Annotated in this window: 13 protein-coding genes; 5 read left to right on the forward strand and 8 right to left on the reverse strand. The window is 70.6% G+C overall.

Translation table 11 applies throughout. From position 1 onward, the window contains the following. Positions 1-9 precede the first annotated feature (9 nt). The gene (locus tag AB8Z36_RS00100; protein ID WP_369211077.1) at positions 10-1,131 is read right to left on the reverse strand and encodes a fatty acid desaturase; all 1,122 of its coding nucleotides are present in this window, start codon (positions 1,129-1,131) and stop codon (positions 10-12) included. Between the two features lie 400 nt (positions 1,132-1,531). Between AB8Z36_RS00100 and AB8Z36_RS00105 the strand changes: the two genes are divergently transcribed. Next, positions 1,532-2,221, forward strand: a complete 690-nt coding sequence (locus AB8Z36_RS00105; protein WP_369211078.1) for a response regulator transcription factor — start codon at positions 1,532-1,534, stop codon at positions 2,219-2,221. A 21-nt stretch (positions 2,222-2,242) separates the two neighbouring features. On the opposite strand, the gene AB8Z36_RS00110 is transcribed toward AB8Z36_RS00105, so the two are convergent. Then, on the reverse strand, positions 2,243-3,250 hold the full coding sequence (locus tag AB8Z36_RS00110) for an aldo/keto reductase (protein ID WP_369211079.1): 1,008 nt from the start codon (positions 3,248-3,250) through the stop codon (positions 2,243-2,245). 192 nt (positions 3,251-3,442) lie between these two features. On the opposite strand from AB8Z36_RS00110, the gene AB8Z36_RS00115 reads away from it, so the two are divergent. The 3 genes from AB8Z36_RS00115 to AB8Z36_RS00125 all read left to right on the forward strand — a co-directional run bounded on the left by AB8Z36_RS00115 (position 3,443) and on the right by AB8Z36_RS00125 (position 6,715). Then, positions 3,443-4,795: an ATP-grasp domain-containing protein gene (locus AB8Z36_RS00115; RefSeq protein WP_369211080.1), complete on the forward strand. Its 1,353-nt coding sequence runs from the start codon at positions 3,443-3,445 to the stop codon at positions 4,793-4,795. A gap of 103 nt (positions 4,796-4,898) precedes the next feature. After that, a complete protein-coding gene (locus AB8Z36_RS00120; RefSeq protein ID WP_369211081.1) occupies positions 4,899-5,729 on the forward strand; it encodes a transketolase in 831 nt (276 codons plus the stop codon). Next, positions 5,726-6,715, forward strand: a complete 990-nt coding sequence (locus AB8Z36_RS00125; RefSeq protein ID WP_369211082.1) for a transketolase family protein — start codon at positions 5,726-5,728, stop codon at positions 6,713-6,715. Before AB8Z36_RS00120 ends, AB8Z36_RS00125 begins: the two co-directional genes overlap by 4 nt. 60 nt (positions 6,716-6,775) lie before the next feature. On the opposite strand, the gene AB8Z36_RS00130 is transcribed toward AB8Z36_RS00125, so the two are convergent. The 6 genes from AB8Z36_RS00130 to AB8Z36_RS00155 form a co-directional block, all read right to left on the reverse strand. After that, positions 6,776-7,951 (reverse strand): acyltransferase family protein, encoded by a 1,176-nt coding sequence (locus tag AB8Z36_RS00130; protein WP_369211083.1) that lies wholly within the window; start codon positions 7,949-7,951, stop codon positions 6,776-6,778. Positions 7,952-7,976: 25 nt separating this feature from the next. After that, on the reverse strand, positions 7,977-9,236 hold the full coding sequence (locus AB8Z36_RS00135; protein ID WP_369211084.1) for an MFS transporter: 1,260 nt from the start codon (positions 9,234-9,236) through the stop codon (positions 7,977-7,979). Further along, complete coding sequence (locus tag AB8Z36_RS00140; protein WP_369211085.1) at positions 9,233-9,436, reverse strand: MbtH family protein; 204 nt, start codon at positions 9,434-9,436, stop codon at positions 9,233-9,235. The genes AB8Z36_RS00135 and AB8Z36_RS00140 overlap by 4 nt, the downstream gene beginning before the upstream one ends. 26 nt (positions 9,437-9,462) lie before the next feature. After that, positions 9,463-10,653 (reverse strand): cytochrome P450, encoded by a 1,191-nt coding sequence (locus AB8Z36_RS00145; RefSeq protein ID WP_369211086.1) that lies wholly within the window; start codon positions 10,651-10,653, stop codon positions 9,463-9,465. Positions 10,654-10,719: 66 nt separating this feature from the next. Further along, on the reverse strand, positions 10,720-20,040 hold the full coding sequence (locus tag AB8Z36_RS00150; protein WP_369211087.1) for an amino acid adenylation domain-containing protein: 9,321 nt from the start codon (positions 20,038-20,040) through the stop codon (positions 10,720-10,722). Positions 20,041-20,584: 544 nt separating this feature from the next. Next, positions 20,585-21,262: a hypothetical protein gene (locus AB8Z36_RS00155; RefSeq protein ID WP_369211088.1), complete on the reverse strand. Its 678-nt coding sequence runs from the start codon at positions 21,260-21,262 to the stop codon at positions 20,585-20,587. A gap of 685 nt (positions 21,263-21,947) precedes the next feature. Between AB8Z36_RS00155 and ccrA the strand changes: the two genes are divergently transcribed. Continuing rightward, positions 21,948-23,288 (forward strand): crotonyl-CoA carboxylase/reductase, encoded by a 1,341-nt coding sequence (ccrA, locus tag AB8Z36_RS00160; protein ID WP_369211089.1) that lies wholly within the window; start codon positions 21,948-21,950, stop codon positions 23,286-23,288. Positions 23,289-23,592: the final 304 nt, after the last annotated feature.

A 23,592-nucleotide genomic window follows, 5' to 3' on the forward strand; every position in this document is an offset into this window, starting at 1 on the left:
GGAGCCTCCTCATGGCTGCCGCTCGGGCTGGGTGCGTGCGAGGGCGAGGACCTCGGCGAAGGTGGGCGAGGCTGCCCCGGGGGAGCCGCCGGCCCGGCGCCAGGCGCGGTACTTCGCGGCGTACGTCACGACCGTCTCGGCGCCGTCCCGGTCCCGGGCGCGGGTGACGATGCCGCCCCACAGCGCGTCCCAGCGGGCGTAGGTCGGATCGTCCAGCAGGATGCGGTGGGCACGCTTCATGTTCCAGAACGGAATGCTCATGTTGAGGTGGTGCACCAGGTGGTAGTTGTCGTGGTGCCGGCCCAGCAGGTAGTTCTCCAGGGCCCACCCGTGGCGGTTGCGCGTCATGAGCAGCTGGGCGCGCTCGCTCTCGGGCATCGGGTAGTGCTCGGCGAGTTCCGACAGCCACCCCACCGCGACCGCGCTGGTGAACAGCGGGACGAACCAGAAGAGCAGCAGGAGGTGGAGCGTTCCGGTGGCGAAGCAGACCGCCGTGATCAGCAGCCACTGCGCGATGAAGACCACGCGTTCCGTGGCCAGGCGGACCGGCATGGAGACGTTGGTCTGCGGCCCTCGGTAGAAGAGGCGGTCCCGGACGATGTACCGGATGTAGGCGGCGGTACGCAGACCCAGGATGGCGAGCGCGATGTTCTCCAGGAAGAACCGGGTATCCGACTTCCCCGCGTCGTACAGACCGAGATCGCGGTGGAACTGGTAGTCGGGGTCCTTCTGCGGGTCTCCCAGGTAGCGGTGGTGGAAGCCGATGTGGCTGGTCCGGTAGGGCGAGTACAGGTGGAAGACCAGGTATCCGGAGAACACCGTCCCGAGCACCAGGTTGAGTGCCGGGTTGCGGCTGAGGACCTTGTGCGACGACTCATGCAGGAGGTTGACCATCGCGCGCTGGGTCGAGCCGATGAACAGCAGCGCGAGCGGGTACAGCCACCAGGTGATGTGCAGGCACGCCAGGACCGCGACGGCGATGCCCGCGTAGTCGGTGAGGATGGCGAGCACGGCGTGCCAGTTGTCGACCGCGCTCAGCGGCCGAAGTTTCTTGCGTACCTCCGGTGCGACCTTGCTGAAGTCGTAGTCGACGTGTCCTCGCGTCGTGGGTGGTGAAGTCAAGGGCGCCATCGGCGTTCCTCCCTGTGGCGTAGGGGGCCTCGCCGGCCCGGAACGCCAGAAACGTAGGCAGCGCAGGGCCGCCCGGCCTGTGGCGCTACGACTTCTGTCACATGCCGGCGCGCTCAAAGGCACATGCAAGCGGGGTCGTCGGGCCCACGGGGCGTTCGTTCACCGGTAGTTGTGAGGAGTGCATATAGGCCCGGGCGAAGGACGGTCGCTACCGTGATCTCGGTACAGCAATCCGCGGCAGCGGGCGGACATGTCGGCGCGATGCGGTGCCGGAAGCGGTATCCGGCCCCCGTCCCTTTCCGCCGCTCCGCGCGGTCGACACGCACCCCGTTTCCCTGACGTTCGATGGTCCGGCGCGCCACCCCTCAACTCGGCCCGGAGAACAGGAGTACTGCCTGCCATGTCCCACGCACCCGTACACGTCGTGGTCGCGGACGAGCAGAGGCTGTTGCGCGAGTCGCTCTGCGCGCTGCTGGACACGGAGCCCGGCATCGAGATCGTGGGGCAGACCGGTGACCTGGCGGACCTGTTCACGCTGGTCACGCGGGTCCGTCCGGACCTCGTGATGATCGATGTCCAGATGGTGCCGGCCGACGACCGGGTGGCGATCGCCACCCGGCTGCTGCACGGTGTCCCGCGCTGCCGTGTGCTCGTGCTGTCCGAACTGGAGCAGCCACGTCTCGTGCAGAGTCTGCTGGACCTGGGCGTGCACGGCTATCTGCACAAGGGGGTGGGTTACGGCACCGTCGCCGACGCCGTGCGGGCACAGCACGGGGCCCGCTCCCATCAGACGGTGACGCTGCCGCTGCACCGGCCGGCCCCGCACCTGGCGGGCAGTGGGCCGGTCACCGGTACGGAGCTGTCGGCCCGCGAGTTGGAGGTGCTCACCCACGCGGCGGCGGCCCTGAGCAACCGGCAGATCGCGGCGCGCCTGGGGATCGCGGAAGGCACCGTGAAGCGGCACCTGAGCAACATCTTCGAGAAGCTCGACGCGGTCAGCCGCCTGGATGCCGTCAACAAGGCCTCTTCGATGCGGCTCATCCACCCCGGCAACGCACAGGGCGCGCCGCGGTTGCGTGTCGCGACGTGAACGGCTTCGCACCCTGCGGGATCACAGCGCCTCCGGGTTCACCGCGTACGGTTCGATGGCGGCCAGCTCCCGTTCGGTGAGCGGCGGCGCGTCCAGCGCGGCCACGTTGGCCTCCAGCTGCGCGACACTGCTGGCCCCGATCACGGCGGAGGTGACTTCCGGCCGCCGCAGCACCCAGCTGAGGGCCAGCTGGGCGAGGCTCTGGCCTCGTTGGTTCGCGATCTTGTCGAGTGCCTCGGCCCGCCGCAGATAGGCATCGGTGATGTCCCGCGCGGACAGGAACATCCCGGCGGCCGCGCGGGTGCCGGGCAGCACGGTGCCGCCCAGGTAGCGGTCGGTCAGCAGTCCTTGGGCGAGCGGCGAGAAGACCGTGCCGCCGGTGCCGAGCCGGGAGAGTTCCGCGAACAGACCCTGCTCGGGGGTTCTGTCGAACATCGAGTACCGGTGCTGGTGAAGGGTGAGGGGCACCCCGGTGCCGGTGAGCGCCCCGGCGGCCCGTCGCGTCGCGTCCGGGGAGTAGTTGGAGATGCCCGCGTACAGGGCCTTGCCCTGTCGCACGGCATCGGCGAGGGCTCCCATGGTCTCCTCGACCGGCGTGTCCGCGTCCGGCCGGTGCGAGTAGAAGACATCGACGTGATCCACGCCCAGCCGACGCAGGCTGCGGTCGAGCGATGCCAGCAGGTAGGCGCGGGAACCGCCGATGCCGTAGGGCCCCGGCCAGCTCTCGTAGCCGGCTTTGGTGGAGATGATGATCTCGTGCCGGTAGCGGCCGAGGTCACTCCGCAGAACCTCTCCGAAGCGGGTCTCGGCGTATCCGAACACCGGCCGGCCGTAGTTGTTGGCGAGGTCGAAGTGCGTGACGCCCAGGTCGAAGGCGCGCAGCAGCAGGTCCCGCTGGACGTCAGCCGGACGGTCGGGGCCGAAGTTGTGCCAGAGCCCCAGCGACAGAGCCGGCAGACGCAGCCCGCTGCGCCCCGCGCGCCGGTAGTGCGGGCGGTCGTAACGGCCCTCGTCGGCCAAGTGGTTCATCCTGCGCCTCCTCGACGGGTTCGGCCGGAGCGGCCGACGGGATCACGGTGCCGAGTGTGCCGGACCCCGGCCCCGGCCATGTGCCTTTGGGGGTGACCCCATGTGTCTCAAGTCGTATGGCCGCGTGCCCCGTGCTTCCCGGCTCCTACGGTGCTGAGCTCAGACCGCGATGACCCGAGGCGGGAGAAGTTGATGACTGAGCTGATGGTGGGCAGGGGCGCCGAGGAGCTGCTGGACAGCTCCGTGCAAGCAGTGCGCAGGTCCGGGGGCCGCGCGATCGGTGTCCTGGTCGACGCGTACGGGACGGGCAACTACCTGCCCGCAGCGTTCAACCGGCTGGGCGTCGACGTGGTCCATGTGCAAAGTGCCGCCGAACCGATCGCGCGCATGCAGCCGTGGGACCGGTCCGCCTATCTGGATTCGCTGGTGTACGACCCGGACGGTGCCACCGAGCGTGCCCTCGCCGAGGCCGGAGTGCGTTTCGTGCTGCCGGGCCAGGAACCGGGCGTCCTGCTCGCGGACCGGCTGAGTGAGGCGCTGGGCGTGCGCAGCAACGGGACGACACGCTCCGACGCGCGCCGCGACAAGTACAAGATGATCGAGACGGTTTCGGCGGCGGGGCTGCGCACGGCGCGGCAGCTGCGCACCTCCGACGCCGAGGAGGCGGTTGCCTGGGCCGACGCGGGCGGGCACTGGCCCTGTGTGGCGAAGCCGCTGGCGTCCGCCTCCACCGACGGGGTCACCGTGTGCCGTAACGCCGAGGCGCTGCGCTCCGCGTTCCACGATGTGCTGTCCAGCACCACCGTGTTCAACGGCACCAATACCGAGGTCCTCGTGCAGAGCTACCTGGAGGGCACCGAGTACATCGTCGACACCGTCAGTGCCGACGGCCACTCCTACGTCTGCGGTGTGTGGCGGTACGAAAAGCGTCTGCTGGCCAACGGCAAGCCCATCTACAACCGGGACATCCTGCTGCCGTCCGACACTCCGGTCGTCGCGGACCTGGTCGACTACACGCGTCGCGTCCTCGACGTCCTGCACATCCGGCACGGCCCCGCACACACCGAACTGATCGTGACCGAGGACGGCCCGGCGCTGGTCGAGGTCGGTGCCCGGGTCAACGGTCATCTGCACCCCGCCTTCCACGACCGGGCCATGGGCGTCAACAGCGCCGACCTGACGGCGTTGGCCTACCTGCGGCCCCGGGACTTCCTCGCCCGCTACGCGGACGGGGTGTACGAGCGGCGCCAGCCCGCCGCCGTCTACAACGCTCCGACGCTGCTGTCGGGCACCGTCGTCTCGGTCGACGAGGCTCTGGTCAAGGAGATCCGCAGCCGCCCGTCGGTGGTGGACCTCGTGGTCAAGCGGGGCCCCGGCGACACCATCGTGCCCACTCATGACCTGCTGACCAGTCCGCTGCGGGTGTTCCTGACGCATCCGGACCCCGTCACGCTGGAGATCGACTACCGATTCATCGAGTCCGTCCGTGAATCGGTCTTCCGGATCCGGCCGGCCGGCCCCCGGGCCGTCTGCGGCCTGGTGTGAACTCCGGGCGCCCCGCGACCCGGCGGTGCCCGTCCCGCTCTCTCACTTCTGCTGGATACCGCTGGTCAAGGCACCGGTCGGCTTTCGGAAGGATGCAACTCCCATGCTTACTCAGTCGCCCCCGCGGACCACGGCACGGGGACTCTCCCTGGAGATCAGGCGCAAGGTCATCGAGATGAGCGCCTCCCCGAACGGAGTGCACATCGGCGGCAGCATGTCGATCGCCGACCTCCTGGCCGTGCTGTACGCCGAAGTGCTGCGTGACCCGGCGGGCGAGGGCGGCTCCGGCGATCGTGATCATCTGATCCTGAGCAAGGGGCAGGCTTCCGCGGCGCTCTACGCGGTGCTCGCCGCCACCGGGGTCATCCCCGAGTCGGAGTGCGCCACCTACGCGGAGGAGGGCAGCCGGCTGGGCGGTCACCCCATGAAGCGTCTTCCGGGCGTGGACTTCTCCACGGGCGCCCTGGGCCACGGGCTCCCCCTGGGCCTGGGGGTCGCGCTGGCCGGGCAGCGCTACGGCCACGACAAGCGTGCCTTCGTGATCCTCGGCGACGGCGAACTGCAGGAGGGCTCCAACTGGGAGGCGGCCATGGCCGCGGCGCATCACGGTGCCGACAACCTCATCGCGATCGTCGACCGCAACGGCTGGCAGATCAGCGGCCGCACCGACGACTGCATGTCCCTGGAGCCGCTGGCCGACAAGTGGGCGGCCTTCGGCTGGCGCGTGCTCAGTGTCGACGGGCACGATCACGACGAGATCCGTGCGGCACTGACCCGTCCCGTCGAGCCGGGCCGCCCGACGGTCGTCATCGCCCACACGATCAAGGCGCGCGGGGTCCCGGGGCTGGAGAACACCAAGCAGAGCCATTCGGCGACCCTTGGCACGTCGGCCCGGCGAGCGGCGTCGGCGCTCCTGGAGGGTCACCGGGCATGAGCACCGACATCGCGGCGCACCGTACCGTGGCGCAGGTACTGGACCACGTCTGGGAGAACCGCGCGATCATGGAGAGCCGCAACGCGTACGCCATGATGCTGCTCGCGCTCGCGCGGGAGAACCCGAGGCTGGCGTGTCTGACCGCCGACATGAACTTCGAGGACCACTTCGCCCTCGAACTGCCGCGGCAGCACGTCGACCTCGGTATCGCGGAGCAGAACATGATCGGCGTGGCCGCCGGCCTGACGGTGTCCGCCCGCCCGGTGTTCGCCAACGGCATGAGCCCCTTCGCGGTCGCCCGTGCCTTCGAGCAGATCAAGATCGACGTGGCGGGCGCGAATGTGCCGGTCAAGATCGTGGGCACGCATGCGGGGCTCGCCTCGGGCCATTACGGCCCCACGCATCATTCGCTCGAGGACATCGGTGTGATCCGGATGCTGCCGAACATGACGGTGGTGGTTCCCGCCGACTCCTGGGAGGCGGCTCAGGCGACCGTGGCGATCGCCGACGACCCGGGACCGGCGTACCTGCGGCTCGGGCGCCAGGCCACGGCCCCGCTGTACCAGGAGCGTGAGGCGTTCGTGCTCGGCAGGGCGCGGGTGCTGCGGGACCCCGGTCGGGTGCTGTTCATCGCCACCGGACCGCATCCCAACCTGGTCGCGGCCGAGGCGGCGCGGGAGCTCGCCGCCCAGGGGGTGAGCGCCGGGCATCTGAACATGCACACCGTCAAGCCGCTCGACCGGGAGGCCGTACTGCACGCCGGCGCCAACGCGGACGCCGTGGTGACCATCGAGGACCACCGGGCCCTGGGCGGCCTGGGAGCGGCGGTGTGCGAGGTGGTGGCCGAGGTCGGCGGCCCCCCGGTGCGGCGGATCGGCGTGCCGGACATCCACTACGACCTGGTGGGCGGGGAGGAGTATCTGCTGCACCACGCCGGGATCACGGTGAGCAACGCGGTTGCCCAGGCTCTGGACGCCCTGGGATGAGGTGGTGCGCCGTGCCGCCCGGGCGGCACGGCGCACCACCTCGGCTCACTCCGGTCCGGCTCAGCCCTGCTGGTCCACGAGCTGCGGACGGTGTGGTCCGGGAACGTTCACCGTCTTGCGGGGAGTGCCGGCCCACCGCCGCATGACCGGGCGTTCCACCCCTGCGTAGAGCACCCAGCCGAGCAACTGGGCGACGACGAAGACGAGCGCGATGACGGCGAGAGCGGTGCCCGTGCCGTACTGCCTCCCCCGCAGCACGTCCTGGACGACGACCAGCACCATGAAGTGCACGAGATAGAAGGCGAACGACACCTCCCCGAGCAGGGTGAGGAAGCGACCCCGCAGCCCGGTGCGGCGTCCGCTGAGATCGGCGTCCGCGAGCGCCGCGACCAGCAGGGACAGCGGCACGGCCAGGACCACGTTGAACCCGTACTGCCAGGGCAGGGCCAGGACGAGCGCGTACCCCGCACCGGTCAGGGCCAGTGCGGGCACGAGGCCCGGGGAAACCCGGTGGCCCTCCGCCAGGAGCCGGGCGACGAGCATGCCGAGGACGAACTCGAAGAGACGCAGGGGCGGGAAGTTGTAGCCCAGCCAGGCCTCCATCAGGGTCAGCGGCCAGTCCGCGAGATCCTGGGAGGCGGGTGCCCACATGTCGATCATGATCTGAGCGCTCAGCAGGCCGGTGAAGGTGATGCCGAACCACGCCCACAGGCGGTTGCTTCTGATGGTGCGGACCCAGCGCCACAACAGGGGGAAGAGAAGGTAGAAGAGGAGTTCGCTGCAGAGCGACCAGTTGGGCTGGTTCAGGGAGACGGCCGTGTCGAGGCGCGGTATCCAGGAGTGCACGAGAAGAAGGTTGGAGAGCCACACGCCTGGCCGCACGGCGGCCACCGTCGCGAAGAAGACGAGTGCCGCGGCCCACGTGACGATGTGGTTGGGGAAGATCTTCAGCAACCGGCGCCGGTAGAAGCCCGTCAGGGTGTCCTGGGCCCGTGCCGACCAGGCCAGCACGAATCCGCTGAGGATGAAGAAGAAGGAGACTCCCGCGAAGCCGACTCTGCTGAACGCCTGCGCGTAGCCCTCGGCGACGTCCGGGTCCTCGAACACACCGAGGGTCTCGGGGATGGAGGCGTGGTAGAAGAAGACGAGTGCCGCGGCGATGAACCGCACGCCGGTGAGCGACGGCAGGTTCGGTCTCGCTCTCCGTCCGCCTCCGCTGTCGTGCTGATGCGCCATGACTGCTCCCGTGGGTGAGTAGATGTCAGATCGATCCGGCTGAGTGCCGGTCGGGGTGCGCGGCGGCCGTCATCGGCCCCGGGCGGGGGCGGCGGGCCAGGCTGAGCAGGAGCAGCGCGCTGAGGCTCGCCCCCACCGCGACCGCCGTGAGCACGGTGCTCACGGCGAGATGTTCGAACAGCACCCCGGCCACTCCGTAGGCGATGGGGCTCGCGACGAAGACGGCGGCGCCGAACACGGGGACCACGTGGGGGCGCAAGTGCTCCGGTGGGCGCAGCATCATCAGCGCGACGGCCGGCGCGGTCACCGCGGGCAGGAACATGCAGCCGGCCGCCACAGCGACCGCCAGGGTGGTGACCGGCTGGTCCCACGGCAGGAACCACAGTCCGGCCGCCGCCCCCGCTCCGCCCGCGGCCGCCAGTGCGACCGGGGTGAACCGGTGGGCGAGCCGGGCGACGACGACGGTGCCCAGTGCCGTGCCGCCGCCCCAGGCCGCCAGCAGCCATCCGGCGGCATGGGGGTCGGCGTCGTAGCGGTCCTTGGCCAGCACGGGCAGGGCGAGCATCACGACGGGCATGAGCATCCCGTAGCCGAGCGCGGCGAGCGCGAGGGTGCGCAGCACCCGGTCCCTGAGCAGGTAGCGGACGCCTTCGGCCATGTGGTGCGAGGACGGCGGCTGCTCGGCCGGCGGTGTGCGGGGTAATCCGACCAGCAGTGTGGCCGAGACGGCGAACGACACCGCGTCGATCCACAGCACGTTGAGCGCGCCGAATCGCGCGATCAGGAAGCCGGCGACCGCCGGACCGACCAGTCTCGCCGTCGAGGTCGCCGTCTCGAACAGGGCGTTGCCCGCGGTGACGACCGCCTCGTCCAGTCCGATGGACTCGGTCAGGAGCAGGCGCTGTGCGGACAGGTAGGCCGAGGTGACGCAGCCGATGAGCGCCACGATCACCAGGAGAGCCCAGAACGGCAGCAGGCCCGCCATGTACAGGGTGGGTACCGCCGCCGTCAGCAGGGCGCTGGACAGGTCTCCGGCTATCGTGACGCGGCGGGCCCCCCAGCGGGCCACCAGGAGCCCCGCCGGCATGGCGAGCAGGGGCACCGGCAGGATCTGGACCAGGAAGACCAGCCCCATCCGGGCCGGGGAGCCGCTGGTCATCAGGACGAACCACGGCAGGGCGAGGGTGGTCATCTGCGTGCCCACCGACGAGGTGAACTCCGCGGCGATGACTCTGCGGAAACGCCAGCTCCGCAGAGGTGACCGGGCTTGCGGCGCGGTCGTCATGGCGCTGTCCGTATCGAGGGTGGCCGCATGTCGCTCCAGTGCGTGTCCACGTGATCGACGCAGGCGTCCCGCGTGTCCGGTCCGAACACCGGCGACCAGCCGCCCGGCACGGGCAGGTCCTCGGGCCACAGGCTGTGCTGCCGCTCCTCGTTGACCAGGACGCGGTACGCGGCGTCGGGGGCGTCGAACGGGTTCGTCATCGTGTGCTCCTTGTCGTTCGGGGCGGTCACCACGTCACCGGCAGCCGGTGCACGCCGTAGACGGTCATGTCGGAGCGCATCGGGATCTCCCGCGGGTCCCCGGCGATGCGCAGTCCGGGGAAGCGTCGCAGCAGGGCGGTGTAGCCGATGCGCAGCTCCAGGCGTGCCAGCTGCTGCCCGAGGCACTGATGGATGCCGTGGCTGAAGGTGAGGTGGCTGTGGCCGCCCCGTGTGACGTCGAGCCGGTCGGGATCGGGGAACTGGGTCGCGTCGCGGTTGGCGCTGGGCAGGTGGATCAGTACCGTCTCCCCCTCGCGGAACGTCACCCCGTCGATCTCCACGTCCTCGGTCGGGGTCCGCTGCACGCCGACATGCACGATGGTCAGGAAGCGCAGCAGTTCCTCGACCGCGCTCTCGACCAGCGACTCGTCCGCGCGCAGCAGCGCCATCTGGCCGGGGTTGGCCAGCAGCGCGTACGTGCCGAGCGAGAGCATGTTGGCCGTGGTCTCGTGCCCGGCGACCAGGAGCAGCAGCGTGGCTCCGATGGACTCCTCCATGCTGATGTCATCGCTCGACACCAGCACGCTGAGTACGTCGTCGGCCGGTCCGGCCTTCTTGCGCGCGAGCAGTTCACCGGTGAGGCCCACCAGATCCTTCAGAGCGGCCTGCGCCTCCTCGGGGGCGATGTCCAGGCGCAGCAGACTCTCCGAGTCACCGACGAACCGCTCCCTGTCGGCGACCGGAACCCCGAGGAGTTCGCAGATCACCTGCGAGGACACCGGCACCGCGTAATCCGCGACCAGGTCCGCGGGCGGGCCGTTGCGCAGCATCGCGTCGGCGTAGTGCGCGGTGATCTCCTCGATGCGGGAGGCGAGCTGGCGCATCCTGCGGACGGTGAACTGTCCGGCCAGCCGGCGCCGGAACCGGGTGTGGTCCGGCGGGTCCATGTGTTCGAAGAGGCCGGGTATGCCTGCCTCGAGGTCCGAGGGGCGGTCGGAGGGGAACGCCAGGTGTTTGTGCGAAGGGGACGAACTGAACCGCTTGTCGGCCAGGATCTGCCGGCCCTGGCGGTATCCGGTGACGAGCCAGCCCTGGTATCCGTCGGGGAAGGTCATCCGGCTGATCGGTCCCTGGGCGCGCAGGACGTCCGGCGGGTCCAGGGGCCGCTCGCGGAGCGTCGGCAGTCCGTTGGTGACGGGACATGTGGTCTCAGTCATGCTCTCTGCATTCCGCCGTCGGGTGGGAAACGGCTGGTGTGGTGATGGATGGGGGCACGGCGCGGCTCAGCGGTGGCTGTCCGGGCCGGTGGCTTCGTCCCGTTCGGCACGCAGGCGCTCGCGCAGTTCCGACACCCGCAGCCCGGGGTGCGCCGCCACCAGTTCGAGTACGCGCGGCCACTGCCGGACCAGCGCCCCCATGACGGGCGGCGCGATGTAGTCCGGTGAGTACACCCACAGGCCGTGCAGTTCGCCCTCGACGTCGCGGGCCACCAGGTACAGGTCGAGGTTGTGCGGCTCGATGGCGGTGATCAGTTCGGGGAGCGGTGTCACGTCGCCGACCCGCACGTCCAGCGGTGCCACCTCGAGACCCGGCAGGGTCAGCGTCTTGGCGGGCACGCCGAGCAGGTTGAGCATGACGCGCAGGGGCAGGTGGTTGCCGTCGCCGACGACGCCGTCGTGCACCAGCGCACGTACCGGTACGTTCTGGTGCGAGTAGGCGTCGAGCTCGCCCTGCAGGACGCGCTGGACCAGTTCGTGGAACGTGGGGTCGTCCGCCATGCGCGAGCGGTTGAGGATGATGTTGATGAACGGGCCGACCATGGATTCGGTCTCCGGCCGCTCACGGCCGGCCAACGGGTGGCTGACGGCGATGTCCGTCGCACCCGAGTAGCTGTGCAGCAGCACGTGGAACGCCGACATCAGCATCATGAACAGGGTCACGCCCTCACGGCGTGCGGCCTCCTTCACCGCCGACATGACCTCGGCCTCGACCACGACGCTGCAGCTGAAGCCCTCGATGAAGTCGTCGAGCTGGTGGGGCGGTGCCTCGAAGTCCAGCGTGCGCGCCGCTCCGTCGAGTTCGTTGCGCCAGTGCTCGACGTGCTCGTCGAGTGAGCCGTCGGCCAGCAGCCCCTGCTCCCACGCCGCATAGTCCAGGTGCTGGACCATGACCTCGGGCAGCCGCGGCGGGCGGCCCGCCGCGTGGGCCTCGTACAGCTTCGCCAGTTCGTCGAAGACCACGAGGAATCCCCAGTGGTCCACCAGGATGTGGTGTGCGACGAGGACCAGCGCGTGTTCACGGTCGGCCAGCCGCACGAGCAGACCGCGCACCAGGTCGCCGTCCTCGATGCGGAACGTCTTCCTGGTCTCCTCGGTGAGCAGGGCGCGCAGCCGCTCGCGCTGTTCCGCTCCCTGGTAAGCCCGCAGTTCGACGGTGTCGAGCGGCCACACGGGCCGGCCGTCGGCGAACTGCCGCGTCGCCGAGCCCTGCTGGACGTAGCGGGTGCGCAGAATGTCGTGGCGGCGCACCAGGTCGTCCAGGGCGCGGCGCAGGGCCACGGTGTCGAGCTCTCCGCGCACCCGGAAGGCGGTGATGACGGCGTGGTGGGCGTGGTTGGGGCCCACCGGCTGGAGCAGGAACTCCAGTTGTCCGAAGGAGAGGCCGGTTCCCTCGCTGCGGTCGGCCCTGGGGATCGGGGCCGTCAGGAGGTCGGCCGCCCCGATGGCCGCGGCGGGCGCGTCCTGGCGGCGGGGCAGGGTGACGGTGCCGTTGCCGACGCCGGCCGCGCAGCGGGTGAGTGCGCGCAGCGCGTCGAACCAGGCGTCGGCGAGCCGGCGGACCTCTTCCTCGCTGAGCAGCGAAGTGGCCCAGCTCCAGTTGGCCACCAGTCGCGGCCCGTCGGGGCCGTCCTGGGTGACGGCGTTCACCTCCAGGGGGTGGGACAGTGGCCGGGCCCCTGCGGTGCCGGGGGCGATGTCGTCGCGCAGCGGGAGCCAGGGCAGCTCCTCGTCGGTGACGGGTACCCGGCCCAGGTAGTTGAACAGCAGGTGCGGCGCGGGCAGGGCCGCGAGCAGCGGCGCGGTCTGCGGGTCGAGGTAGCGCAGCAGACCGAAGCCGAGGCCGTTGCCGGGGAGGGTCCGCAGACGCTCACTGGTGCGGACGACCGCGGCGGCGAGTCCGTCGCCGCCTTCGATGACCTGCCGCCAGGGCGGGGCGGCGGCGTCGAGGCGCACCGGGTGGACGCTGGTGAACCAGCCCACCGTGCGGGACAAGTCGACGCCGTCGGCCAGGTGCTCGTGCCTGCCGTGGCTCTCCACGTCGATGACCACCTCACCCGTGCCCGGGGCGCCGGGGCCTTCATCGCAGGACCGCCAGCGCCGTACGGCGAGGCCGAGAGCGGTCATCAGCACGTCCTGGATGCTGCTGCGCAGCGCGGCGGGCACCTGTGCCACCAGGGGGGCGCAGTCCTCGGCGGAGAGCGTCACGGACAGGCGTCCCTCGGTGCCGGTGACGTCACGCTCGGGGTCGAGCTCTCCGGCGACCAGGGGTTCGGCGTCCCGCAGGATCTCCTGCCACACCGGTAGTTCGGGCCGGTGCCGGGCGATGGCGGAGCCGGTGGCCACCTGCTCCGCCCAGCCGCGCAGCGACGTCGTGACCGGCGCGAGGACCGGCTCACGTCCGGCGGATACCGCTTCCCACGCCACGGCGAGGTCGGACAGCAGGATCCGCCAGGACACACCGTCGACGGCGAAGTGGTGTACCGCGAGCAGCAGCCGCCCCGCTCGTCCGGGCCCGGCGTCGAACCACACCGGTTGCAGCATGACGCCCGCGGCCGGGTCAAGGCGCCGCTTGGCGGCAGTGGTCTCCTCGGTGATCAGGCTGTGCCGGTCCGCTTCGGTGAGTCCGGTGACGTCCACGCGGCGCAGGATGTCGGCGACGCGGGGCGCACCGGTTCCGGCCGCGTGCAGCGACCACCGCCCGTCAGCCCCGGTCACCAGTCGGGTGCGCAGGGCGTCGTGGGTGTCGACGACGGCCTGGAGCGTCGTGGTCAGCTCCGCCTCGTCGATGCCGGCCGGCAGGCCGACGGTGGCAGAGAGGTCGAAGCCGATCGCGGTCCCGCCCAGTTGACGCTGGCGTTCCAGTACGGGCAGGGGCGCTATGGCGCCCGTGCCGACATCCGCGGCGGCCGCGGCGGCCTCCTCGTCGGCCAGCCGTGCCACCTGCGCGATACCGGCGGCCGTCTGGTGGGTGAAGACGTCCCGGACGGTGAACACCAGACCGGCCGTGCGGGACTGCGCCACCAGTTGGGTGGCCTGGATGCTGTCACCTCCCAGGTCGAAGAATCCGGCCTCGGCGCCGACCTCGCGCAGTCCGAGCACGCGGGCGAAGACCGTGCACAGGGTCTGCTCGACCGGCGTACGCGCCGCGCGGGAGCCGGAGGCCGCGCTCAGGTCCGGTACGGGCAGCGCACGGCGGTCGAGCTTGCCGTTCGTCGTCACCGGGAACGCGTCGAGCACCAGGACCGCGACCGGCACCATGTACTGCGGCAGCCGTTCGGCCACGAAGGAGCGCAGGTGGGCGGGGTCGGCGGTGGCACCGTCGGCGAGTACGACGTAGCCGACGAGGTCCTTGCCGCCGGAGGGCTTGTCGTGGACGAGCACGGCCGCGTCCGCGACGGCCTCATGGGCGCCGAGGGCGTTCTCGATCTCACCGGGTTCGATGCGGAAACCGCGAATCTTGACCTGGTCGTCGGTGCGGCCGAGGTACTCGATGGTGCCGTCGGCGCGCCAGCGGACCAGGTCGCCGGTGCGGTACATGCGTTCACCCGCCGCTCCGTAGGGGCAGGCGACGAAGCGTTGCGCGGTCAGCCCTGGCCTGGCGAAGTAGCCGCGGGCCAGGCCCTCCCCGGCGAGGTAGAGCTCGCCGGGGACACCGACAGGAGCCGGGCGGAGCCGGGCGTCGAGGACGTAGGCACGGGTGTCGTCCATCGGTGTGCCGATCGGCACGGTGCCGTCAGTGATCTCGCTCATGCTGTGCAGCACGGCGAACGTCGTCGTCTCGGTCGGACCGTACCCGTTGGTGAGTACGGTCCCGCGCCAGGCGGCCAGGGCCCTCGCGACCACGGGCGGCGACAGAGCCTCGCCGCCGGCCAGGACCTCGCGCATACCCGCCAGGGCCGCGGCGTCGTACTCGACGAGCAGGTTGAAGAGAGCCGCGGTGAAGAACGCCGACGTCACGCCGTGCTCACGGATGGTGTGCAGCAGCACGTCCGGGTCCAGCTCACCGGCCGGCGCGACGACGACCTCTGCGCCGGACAGCAGCGGCACCCAGAGTTCGTAGGTGGAGGCGTCGAACGCGCTCGGAGCGTGCATCAGGACGCGCTCGTGGTTGCCGTTGCGCCAGGTGCGGTCGGCGGCCAGGTTCGCGACGTTGCGCTGGGTGACCGCGACGCCCTTGGGGCGCCCGGTGGAGCCGGAGGTGAACATGATGTAGGCCAGCCGGTCCGGGCCGCCCGGGGCCGGCGGGGCACCGGGCCCCTCCGCGGTGCCGGGGGACTCCTCGGCACTCACGTCGAGCACCCGCACCCCGTCGACGGCGGGGTGTTCCAGTCCGTCGCCGTCAACGAGGAGTACGCCCGCTCCTGCCTCCTCCATGATCAGCCGCATCCGGGATTCGGGGTAGCGGGGGTCCAGCGGCACGTACACGCCACCGGCCTTCAGTACGGCCAGGATGGCCACCGGTACCTGAACCGAACGTTCCATCAGCAGGCACACCGCGTCCTCGGCTCCGTCGGCGCCCACCCCCAGGGCACGCAGCCGGGCGGCGAGCCGGTCCGTGGTGCGGGAGAGCTCGCGGTAGGTCAGCCGTTCGCCGCCGCCGCTGACCGCGACGGCCTCGGGGGTGCGGGCGGCCTGGGCCTCGAAGAGCTCGGGCAGGCCAGCGGTCTGCTCCGTACCGCCGGTTCCGTTCCACTCCTCAAGCACGCGGTGCCGCTCGGCGGGGGTGAGGACATCGACGTCACCGATCTGCTGGTCCGGGTCGGTGATCATCGCGAGGACCACCTGGCGCAGCCTGCCGAGCATGGTGCGCACCGTCTCCGGATCGAAGACATCGGCGTTGTACTCGATGCCGCCGTCGATCCCGCGGGCGGCTCCCTCGCCCGTGAGGCGCTCGTGAAGCAGGAGGACGAGGTCCATGCGTGCCGTGCCGGTGCTCACCACCATCGGTGCGGCCTCGACGCCCGGCAGGTCAAGGGTCTCGTCGGTCGCGCTCTGCCAGGACAGCATGACCTGGACCAGCGGGTGGTGGGACATGGACCGGGAGGGCCGCAGGCTGTCCACGAGGGACTCGAAGGGGACGTCCTGGTGGGCGAGCGCCTCAAGGGTCTGTTCCCGCACCTCGGTGAGAAGTTGCCTGAACGTCTGGCCCTGCGAGAGCCGGTTGCGCAGGACCAGGGTGTTGGCGAAGAAGCCGACCAGATTCTCGGTGGCCTCGTCGTCGCGGCCCGCGTTCGCCACGCCGATGGGGATGTCCTGGCCGGCGCCCAGGCGGTTCAGCAGCACCGCCAGGGCCGTGTCCAGCACCATGAACATGCTCACGTCGCAGCCGCGGGCCAGGCGGCTGAGGCCTTCGTGCAGGTCCGGCCCCCACTGGAAGGTGACCGTGTCCCCCTTGTGCGATGCTTCGGCCGGATGCGGCCGGTCGACCGGCAGGGCGATCCGTTCGGGCATGCCCTCCAGGGCCCCGCGCCAGTAGTCGGTCTGCCGTGACCAGACACTCTCGGGGTCGTCCTGCTCTCCGAGATACTGGCGCTGCCACAGCGCGTAGTCGGCGTACTGCACCGGCAGCGCTTCCCACGCGGGGGCGTGGCCCGCACGGCGTGCCCGGTAGGCGAGGGCCAGGTCGTGCCGCAGGGGCGCCAGCGACCAGCCGTCCGCGGCGATGTGGTGCACGACGACGACCAGGACGTGTGCGCCGGCACCGGTCGTGAACAGCTCCGCGTGGAGCGGGATCTCCCGGGCCAGGTCGAAGGAGTACCGGACGGCCTCCGCCACCGCGCCGTCCAGGCCGGCCTCGTCGATCCCGGTCACCTCCAGCGTCGGGCGGGCCCGGGCCGGGTCGAGGATGTGCTGGCACGCCGGTCCGCCGGTGTCCGGGAAGACGGTGCGCAGCGACTCGTGACGGGCTACGACATCGGCCAGCGCGGCCCGCAGGCAGTCCACGTCCAGCGCCCCGGTCAGGCGCAGCACCACGGGGAGGTTGTACGTGGGTGAGGGGCCCTCCATCTCGTGCAGGAACCACAGCCGTCGCTGGGCGAACGACAGCGGCAGCGGGTCGGGCCGGACGGCCGGGCGCAGCGCGGGCCGCGCTGCGCCGCCGCCCCGGCGCACCAGCTCCGCCAGTCCGGCCACGCTCTGCTTTTCGAACAGGGCCCGTACGGGCAGCTCCACCCCGAGGGCGGCACGGATGCGTGCCACCAGCCGGGTGGCGAGCAGCGAGTGTCCGCCCAGGGCGAAGAAGCTGTCGTCGATGCCGACCTGGGGCACCGCGAGCACCTCGGCGAACAGATCGCACAGCGACGCCTCCGCGTCGTCGCGGGGCGCGACGTAGGCCGCCGCTGTGCGGGACTCCTGCCCTTCGGGCGCGGGCAGCGCGCCGCGGTCGGTCTTGCCGCTGGCGGTCAGCGGCAGCGCGTCGAGGAACACGAACGCCGACGGGACCATGTAGTCGGGCAGTTTCTCGGCCAGTGCCGAGCGCAGCCGGCGGCGCAGCTCGTCGCCGGTGCCGGCGGATGCGGCGGGCACCGCGTAGGCCACCAGACGCTGGTCTCCCGGCTGGTCCTCGCGGACCACGACCACGGTGTCCGTCACCTGGTCCTGGCGCATGAGCACCGATTCGATCTCGCCGAGCTCGATCCGGTAGCCGCGCAGTTTGACCTGGTGGTCGAGGCGTCCCAGGTAGTCGATGGTGCCGTCGACCCGGCGCCTTACCAGGTCACCGGTGCGGTACAGCCGCGCGCCCGCATCGGATGCGAACGGGTCGGGGATGAACTGGCGCTCCGTCAGTTCCGGTCGGTTGAGGTAGCCGCGGGCGAGGCCGCTGCCGCCGATGCACAGTTCGCCGGGGACGCCCGAGGGCACCGGGCGTCCCTCGGAGTCGAGGATGTGGATCCCGGTGTTGGCGATGGGCCGGCCGATCGTGATCGTCTCGTCCACGATCCGGGTGCCCAGCGAGTAGATGGTGGTCTCGCTCGGGCCGTACATGTTCCAGAGCTCCACGCCGCTGTCCAGCAGGCGACGTGCCACGTCGGGGGGAAGTGCCTCGCCGCATATCAGCCCGCGCAGTCCCGGGCGGCCCGGCCATCCGGCGTCGAGCAGCATCCGCCATGTCGAGGGGGTGGCCTGCATCATCGTGGCCCCCGTGGCGGCCATCTCCGCAGCCAGGAGCTTGCCGTCGGTGGCCACCTCGCGCGTGGCGAGCACCACGCGCGCGCCTTCGACGAGCGGCAGCAGCAGTTCCAGGGTGGCGATGTCGAAGGAGAGGGTGGTGACGGCGAGCAGGCTGTCGCCGGAGTCGATGCCCGGCCACTGCTTCATCGCCCAGAAGAGGTTGCGCAGGGCCCGGTGCGGGAGCTGGACGCCCTTGGGGCGGCCGGTCGAGCCGGAGGTGTAGATGACGTAGGCCAGGTCCGCGCCGTCGACCGGTGCGTCGAGCGGTTCGGCGGATTCGGCGGCGAGCTCCTCGCGCAGCTCGTCCACGCACAGGGTCGTGGCCGCGGACCGCGGCAGCCCCGGTGCCACCGAGGCCTGGGTGATCAGGACGGGCAGGCCGGCGTCCTCGATCATGAACGCCGTCCGGTCGCCGGGCAGCCTGGGGTCGATGGGCACGTAGGCGCCGCCCGCCTTCAGCACGGCCAGCACCGCGACGACCATGTCGGGCGAACGCTCCAGACAGACCCCGACCAGTACGTCGCGTGTAACGCCGTGCCGGCGGAGCCTGCGGGCCAGCCGGTTGGCGGCCTCGTCGAGCTGGGCGTAGGTGAGGGTCTTCCCCTGGCAGTGGACCGCCTCGGCGTCGGGCCGCAGTACCGCCTGCCGCTCGATGCGCTGGTGGGTGAGCAGTTCGTCGGGCCACTCGCAGCGGGTGTCGGCCCGTTCCTGGTCCTGTGCCGTCTGCTCGTCCGCCGTGAGCAGGGCGATGTCCAGAATCGGCTGGTCGGGGTCGCGCAGCACGTTGTCGAGCAGCACTTTGAGGTGGCTGCCCATGCGGTCGACCGTCGCCGCGTCGAAGAGGTCGGTGTTGTACTCGAACCAGCCGCCGAGCGTGTCTCCCTGCTCGAAGACCTGGAGTTCCAGGTCGAACCGGGCGGTGGAACTGGGCACGTCCATCAGCTCCAGGCGCAGACCGCCCACGCCGAACTCCGGTACGGGAATGTTCTGGTAGACGAACGACACCTGGAAGAGGGGTGACCTGGACAGGTCCCGCTCCGGGCGCAGTTCCTCCACCAGGCGCTCGAAGGGCAGTTCCTGGTGGGCGAAGGCCCCGAGGGCGGCACCGCGCACGCGTCCGAGCAGTTCGGTGAAGGACGGGTTGCCGGAGACGTCGCTGCGGATCGCGAGCGTGTTGACGAAGTAGCCGATGAGCTGCTCGACCTGGGCCTGGCCGCGGTTGGCCACCGGCACGCCGACGACGACGTCCTCCTGCCTGCTGTACCGGTGCAGCAGGGCGACGTAGGCGGCGAGCAGCGTCATGAACGGGGTGGCTCCCGCGCGCCTGCTCAGTTCGCGCACACCATCCATCACCGAGGCGGGCAGACGGAAGGGCCGTGAACCGCCGCTGGTGCCGAGCACCGCGGGGCGGGGCCGGTCGGTGGGCAGTTCGAGGATGGGTGCGGCGCCGTCGAGAGTCTTCGCCCAGTAGTCGAGCTCGGCCGTGAAACCCGGTCCCGCGAGCTGCTTGCGCTGCCACGCGGCGTAGTCGGCGTACTGGACGGACAGCTTCGGCAGGTCGGCCGCGGTGCCGTTCAGATGGCTCCGGTACAGGGCGACCAGCTCGCCGAAGAGCACCGACGTCGACCACAGGTCGGCAACGATGTGGTGCATGGTCAGGAGCAGTACGTGCTCGTCGGGCGCAAGCCGGAGGAATCGCATCCGCATGAGGGGCCCGGAGCCCAGGTCGAAGGGGCGGGCGAACTCGCGGCGAGCGCGCTCCTGGATACCCTCCTCACCCCCGGGGCCGCGCAGGTGCTCACACGCCTCGACGGCCAGCTCCAGCTCGCCGGTCGGGTGCACGACCTGCACGGGCTCGCCGTCGACCTCCTCGAAGGTGGTGCGCAGGGACTCGTGCCTGCGGACGATCTCGGCGAGGCTGCGGCGCCAGACCTCCACGTCGAGCGAGCCGTGCATGCGTACGGCCGCCGGAATGTTGTAGGCGGCGCTGCCCGGGTTGAGGCGGTCCAGGAACCACATGCGCTGCTGGGGGAACGACGCGGAGAACCGGCGCTCACGTGCCGGGGGCTGTGGGGCGCTCTTGCGCCGCAACCGCTCCGCCAGCAGCGCGCGCTTCTGCTCCGGCGTGAGGCTGGTCAGGTCGATGTCCGTCATGCGCCAGTCTCCTGATCGTTGAACTCGGCGGGGAGGAGGTTGTTGCACCCGCGCTGTCATCCGCGCGGGCTGCGGTGTCGACGTCCGGTGGAGCGGCGCCCTGCCTCTCGACGATCAGTGCCCGCCGTCCGGGGGATGTGCGGTCCCCGGAGCGGGCAGCCGGTCTGGTGACGCCGTGTCGCGTCGCGGCGCACGGCGTGCGGTCCGTCGGCCGGCCGGTGCGGGCGGGGGCCTTCGGGGAGAGGGAGCCGAGGACCGGGAGGGGCCGCCACGATCGGCCTCGCTCCCGGGCTTCGGGTGCCCTGTCTACCCACCGTCGCCGGGCCTGTCCATGTTCGCCACCTGCATCAGGGGGTGGCTGTGCTCAGGGCGCGTGGGCCGGTCGGGGCCACGCCAGAGGATGGTCACCCGGCGACAGCGATGAGGCAACCGCGTTCACGGGCCGCGGAGTCGGCCCGCCCGGTCGCGGCCGGCCCGGACAACAGTGAGGCGCAGGCCGGGGGATGCCCGTGCCTGCGCCTCGAACGCCCATCCGCCGCCGTGGTCAGGCAGCCCGCCCCCGCGCCCTGCGCAGCGGCCGCACGATCAGCAGCACCGATCCGACGAGCAGAAGCAGACCGGCGACCAGCGACGCGGCGCCGATCCAGGGCAGCCATCCGATCTTCGCTGCCACGGTCACGTGGCCGGACGGTCCGCGCGACCCATCGGCCCGCATGGCGACCGCGGTGACGTCACCGGCCTTCACCGGCCAGTCCAGCGTCTGGGCTCCTTCACCGCTGGCCTTGGCGATCCATCCGTCGGCCTGGGCGGGCTCCGTCTTCGGGGTGCCGCCCGGGTGCTTGCTCTCGGTGTCGCCCTTGTCGCTGGAGTCATGGATGGTCACGTGCTGCACGCCGTCCAGGTACTGGCGCATCTGCTGCTTGTCGGCGAGGCCGATGAACACCGCGTCGGAGTCGCGGTCCGGCTCGAAGGTGATCCGGAGGTCGTCGTAGAGACCTCCCAGCTCCTTGTCGGCGCGCCAGCTCTCGCTGGTCATCGCGTACGTATCGGTGCGGTGCGCGTACTTGCTGGTTCCCAGGTCGATGTAGCCGTCGTCCTTCGAGGCGTAGTACACGGCCGTGCCGCCGACGCCGACGACCGTCAGGGCGATGAGAGCGAGGAACGCGCCGACCACGACGGACGTGACACGGCGGGTTGTCCAGCCACCGGCGGTGGTACGCATGTTCGCCCTCTGCAGAAAACCTTTGGTATCGCTGTCGGTCACGAGTTCCTCCTCGGTCTGATCACCCGGCCCGAGAAAGCGGGCGAGCGCTATGTTTTCTGTGCGGACGATGAGTGCGAGGCGCCGCCGGAACTTCTGGCCGCCCGCGTGGCTCACGGTAAGCGGACGAAAGGCATCCGGCATCGGGGACATCCCTGAGACCCGGCTCGGGGAAATCCCTGATGCCCTGCGGCAGGCGGGAGATGGCACCCCTCCCAGAAGTTCAACCGGCCTGTTCGGCCACTTGAACACGGCACGGAATCACCCCAGCTTCCTGTTCGCGCGTCCGGTCCCCGCTCAGCCCCCGATTCCCGGGTGCCCTGCCCGGAAACGCCTTGGCGGCACGCCTGGAGCCGGTCTCGTCCGTTCCTCCAGCCGGGCTCCAGTCAGCGCCTTTGAGCCACTCCGGGCGTTCAACTGGCCGAATTATCCGGTTGAACGCGGCCGGACATCCCGACGTCGAATTGCCTCGGGCGCCGCGCGACCGAACGGTTCACCGCTGGACTAGGTCACGAGACAAGTGCCAGCATTCACCCCGCACTTGCCTCCACGACTCGGCAAGGCGGCCCTGGATTCTACTGCGCGGAAATGCCAGTCACATCGCGTCCATTTTTCACGGACTGAGCCGGAAAGAGGCCCGGAGACAATGCAGAAGATCCTTGATGCGATCTGCGCGGGTGAACTCGATGAAGTGGCGCACTTGCCGGTGCCCGAGTTCTACCGAGGAGTGGTGCTGCACGCCGATGAGACAGCGATGTTCGAGGGGCTGGCGAGCCGGGACAAGGACCCGCGCAGGTCGCTGCATCTGGAGGAGGTGGCCACCCCCGAACCGGCCGCGGGCGAGGTGCTGGTGGCGGTGATGGCCAGCGGGATCAACCACAACACGGTCTGGTCGTCGATCTTCGAACCGCTGCCGACATTCGGCTTCCTCTCCCGCTACGGCCGCACCTCGCCCCAGGCGGCCCGGCACGACCTGCCCTACCACGTGCTGGGGTCGGACCTGTCCGGCGTCGTGCTGCGCTGCGGCGAGGGCGTGACGGGCTGGCAGCCCGGGGCCGAGGTGGTGGCGCACTGCCTGTCCGTGGAACTGGACCACCCCGACGGACACTCCGACACCATGCTCGACCCCGAGCAGCGGATCTGGGGATTCGAGACCAACTTCGGCGGACTCGCCGAACTGGCGCTGGTCAAGGCCAACCAGCTCATGCCCAAGCCGCGCCACCTCAGCTGGGAGGAGGCGGCCGCCTCGGGGCTGGTGAACTCGACCGCGTACCGGCAGCTGGTCTCCGCCAACGGCGCCCGGCTCAAACAGGGGGACACCGTGCTCATCTGGGGTGCCTCCGGCGGTCTCGGCTCCTACGCCACCCAGCTCGCCCTCAACGGCGGGGCGACACCGGTGTGCGTGGTGTCCAGCCCACAGAAGGCCGAGGTGTGCCGCCGGATGGGCGCGGAGCTGGTGATCGACCGGAGCGCCGAGGGCTACCGCTTCTGGAAGGACGAGCACACACAGGACGTGGGTGAGTGGCGCCGGTTCGGGGCTCGCATCAGGGAGCTGACCGGGGGTGAGGATCCCGACATCGTCTTCGAACACCCGGGGCGCGAGACCTTCGGCGCGAGCGTGTACGTGGCCCGCCGCGGCGGCACGATCGTCACCTGCGCCTCCACCTCCGGTTACGAGCACACCTTTGACAACCGGTATCTCTGGATGCACCTCAAGCGGATCGTCGGCACCCATTTCGCGAACTACCGCGAGGCGTGGGAGGCCAACCGCCTCATCGCCAAGGGGCAGGTGCACCCCACCCTCTCGCAGGTGGTGCCTCTCGACGGCACGGCCCAAGCGGTCCACGACGTGCACCACAATCTGCACCAGGGCAAGGTCGGAGTGCTGTGCCTGGCTCCCGAGGAGGGCCTGGGCGTCACTGACGCCGTGTTGCGGTCCCGGCACGAGCCGGCCATCAACCGGTTCCGCACGCCGAACGTTTCTTGACGGTCCGAGGCAATCTGTTGGATGCTGACCGACGAATAGCGGAAATCGAACGGGAAATCAGCCGGAATTCTGGATATCAATTCCGCGCCACCCCTCCGGCCACCGCACCCCGGACGCCGGAAACCCGCTTCTCGATTCCCTTCTCGGAACGGCTCCTCCGCCGGCAGCGGCGGATCGCACATCCGGGCCACGGTCCCACGCCTGGCGTTTGAAGCGCCTCAATCGCGGCATCCGCATCACGAAATTCGCGGCCGGTCCGCCCATTTCCGTAAGAGCTCACGCAGGTTTTCAGCATGGAGAGGAC

The organism is Streptomyces flavofungini (assembly GCF_041028215.1).
GTDB lineage: Bacteria > Actinomycetota > Actinomycetes > Streptomycetales > Streptomycetaceae > Streptomyces > Streptomyces flavofungini_B.

Excerpts from the sequence above, each read along its gene's own strand:
- AB8Z36_RS00100 (WP_369211077.1), bottom strand. The coding sequence starts at position 1,131 with ATGGCGCCCTTGACTTCACCACCCACGACGCGAGGACACGTCGACTAC.
- AB8Z36_RS00105 (WP_369211078.1), top strand. The coding sequence starts at position 1,532 with ATGTCCCACGCACCCGTACACGTCGTGGTCGCGGACGAGCAGAGGCTG.
- AB8Z36_RS00110 (WP_369211079.1), bottom strand. The coding sequence starts at position 3,250 with ATGAACCACTTGGCCGACGAGGGCCGTTACGACCGCCCGCACTACCGG.
- AB8Z36_RS00115 (WP_369211080.1), top strand. The coding sequence starts at position 3,443 with ATGACTGAGCTGATGGTGGGCAGGGGCGCCGAGGAGCTGCTGGACAGC.
- AB8Z36_RS00120 (WP_369211081.1), top strand. The coding sequence starts at position 4,899 with ATGCTTACTCAGTCGCCCCCGCGGACCACGGCACGGGGACTCTCCCTG.
- AB8Z36_RS00125 (WP_369211082.1), top strand. The coding sequence starts at position 5,726 with ATGAGCACCGACATCGCGGCGCACCGTACCGTGGCGCAGGTACTGGAC.
- AB8Z36_RS00130 (WP_369211083.1), bottom strand. The coding sequence starts at position 7,951 with ATGGCGCATCAGCACGACAGCGGAGGCGGACGGAGAGCGAGACCGAAC.
- AB8Z36_RS00135 (WP_369211084.1), bottom strand. The coding sequence starts at position 9,236 with ATGACGACCGCGCCGCAAGCCCGGTCACCTCTGCGGAGCTGGCGTTTC.
- AB8Z36_RS00140 (WP_369211085.1), bottom strand. The coding sequence starts at position 9,436 with ATGACGAACCCGTTCGACGCCCCCGACGCCGCGTACCGCGTCCTGGTC.
- AB8Z36_RS00145 (WP_369211086.1), bottom strand. The coding sequence starts at position 10,653 with ATGACTGAGACCACATGTCCCGTCACCAACGGACTGCCGACGCTCCGC.
- AB8Z36_RS00150 (WP_369211087.1), bottom strand. The coding sequence starts at position 20,040 with ATGACGGACATCGACCTGACCAGCCTCACGCCGGAGCAGAAGCGCGCG.
- AB8Z36_RS00155 (WP_369211088.1), bottom strand. The coding sequence starts at position 21,262 with ATGCGTACCACCGCCGGTGGCTGGACAACCCGCCGTGTCACGTCCGTC.
- ccrA (WP_369211089.1), top strand. The coding sequence starts at position 21,948 with ATGCAGAAGATCCTTGATGCGATCTGCGCGGGTGAACTCGATGAAGTG.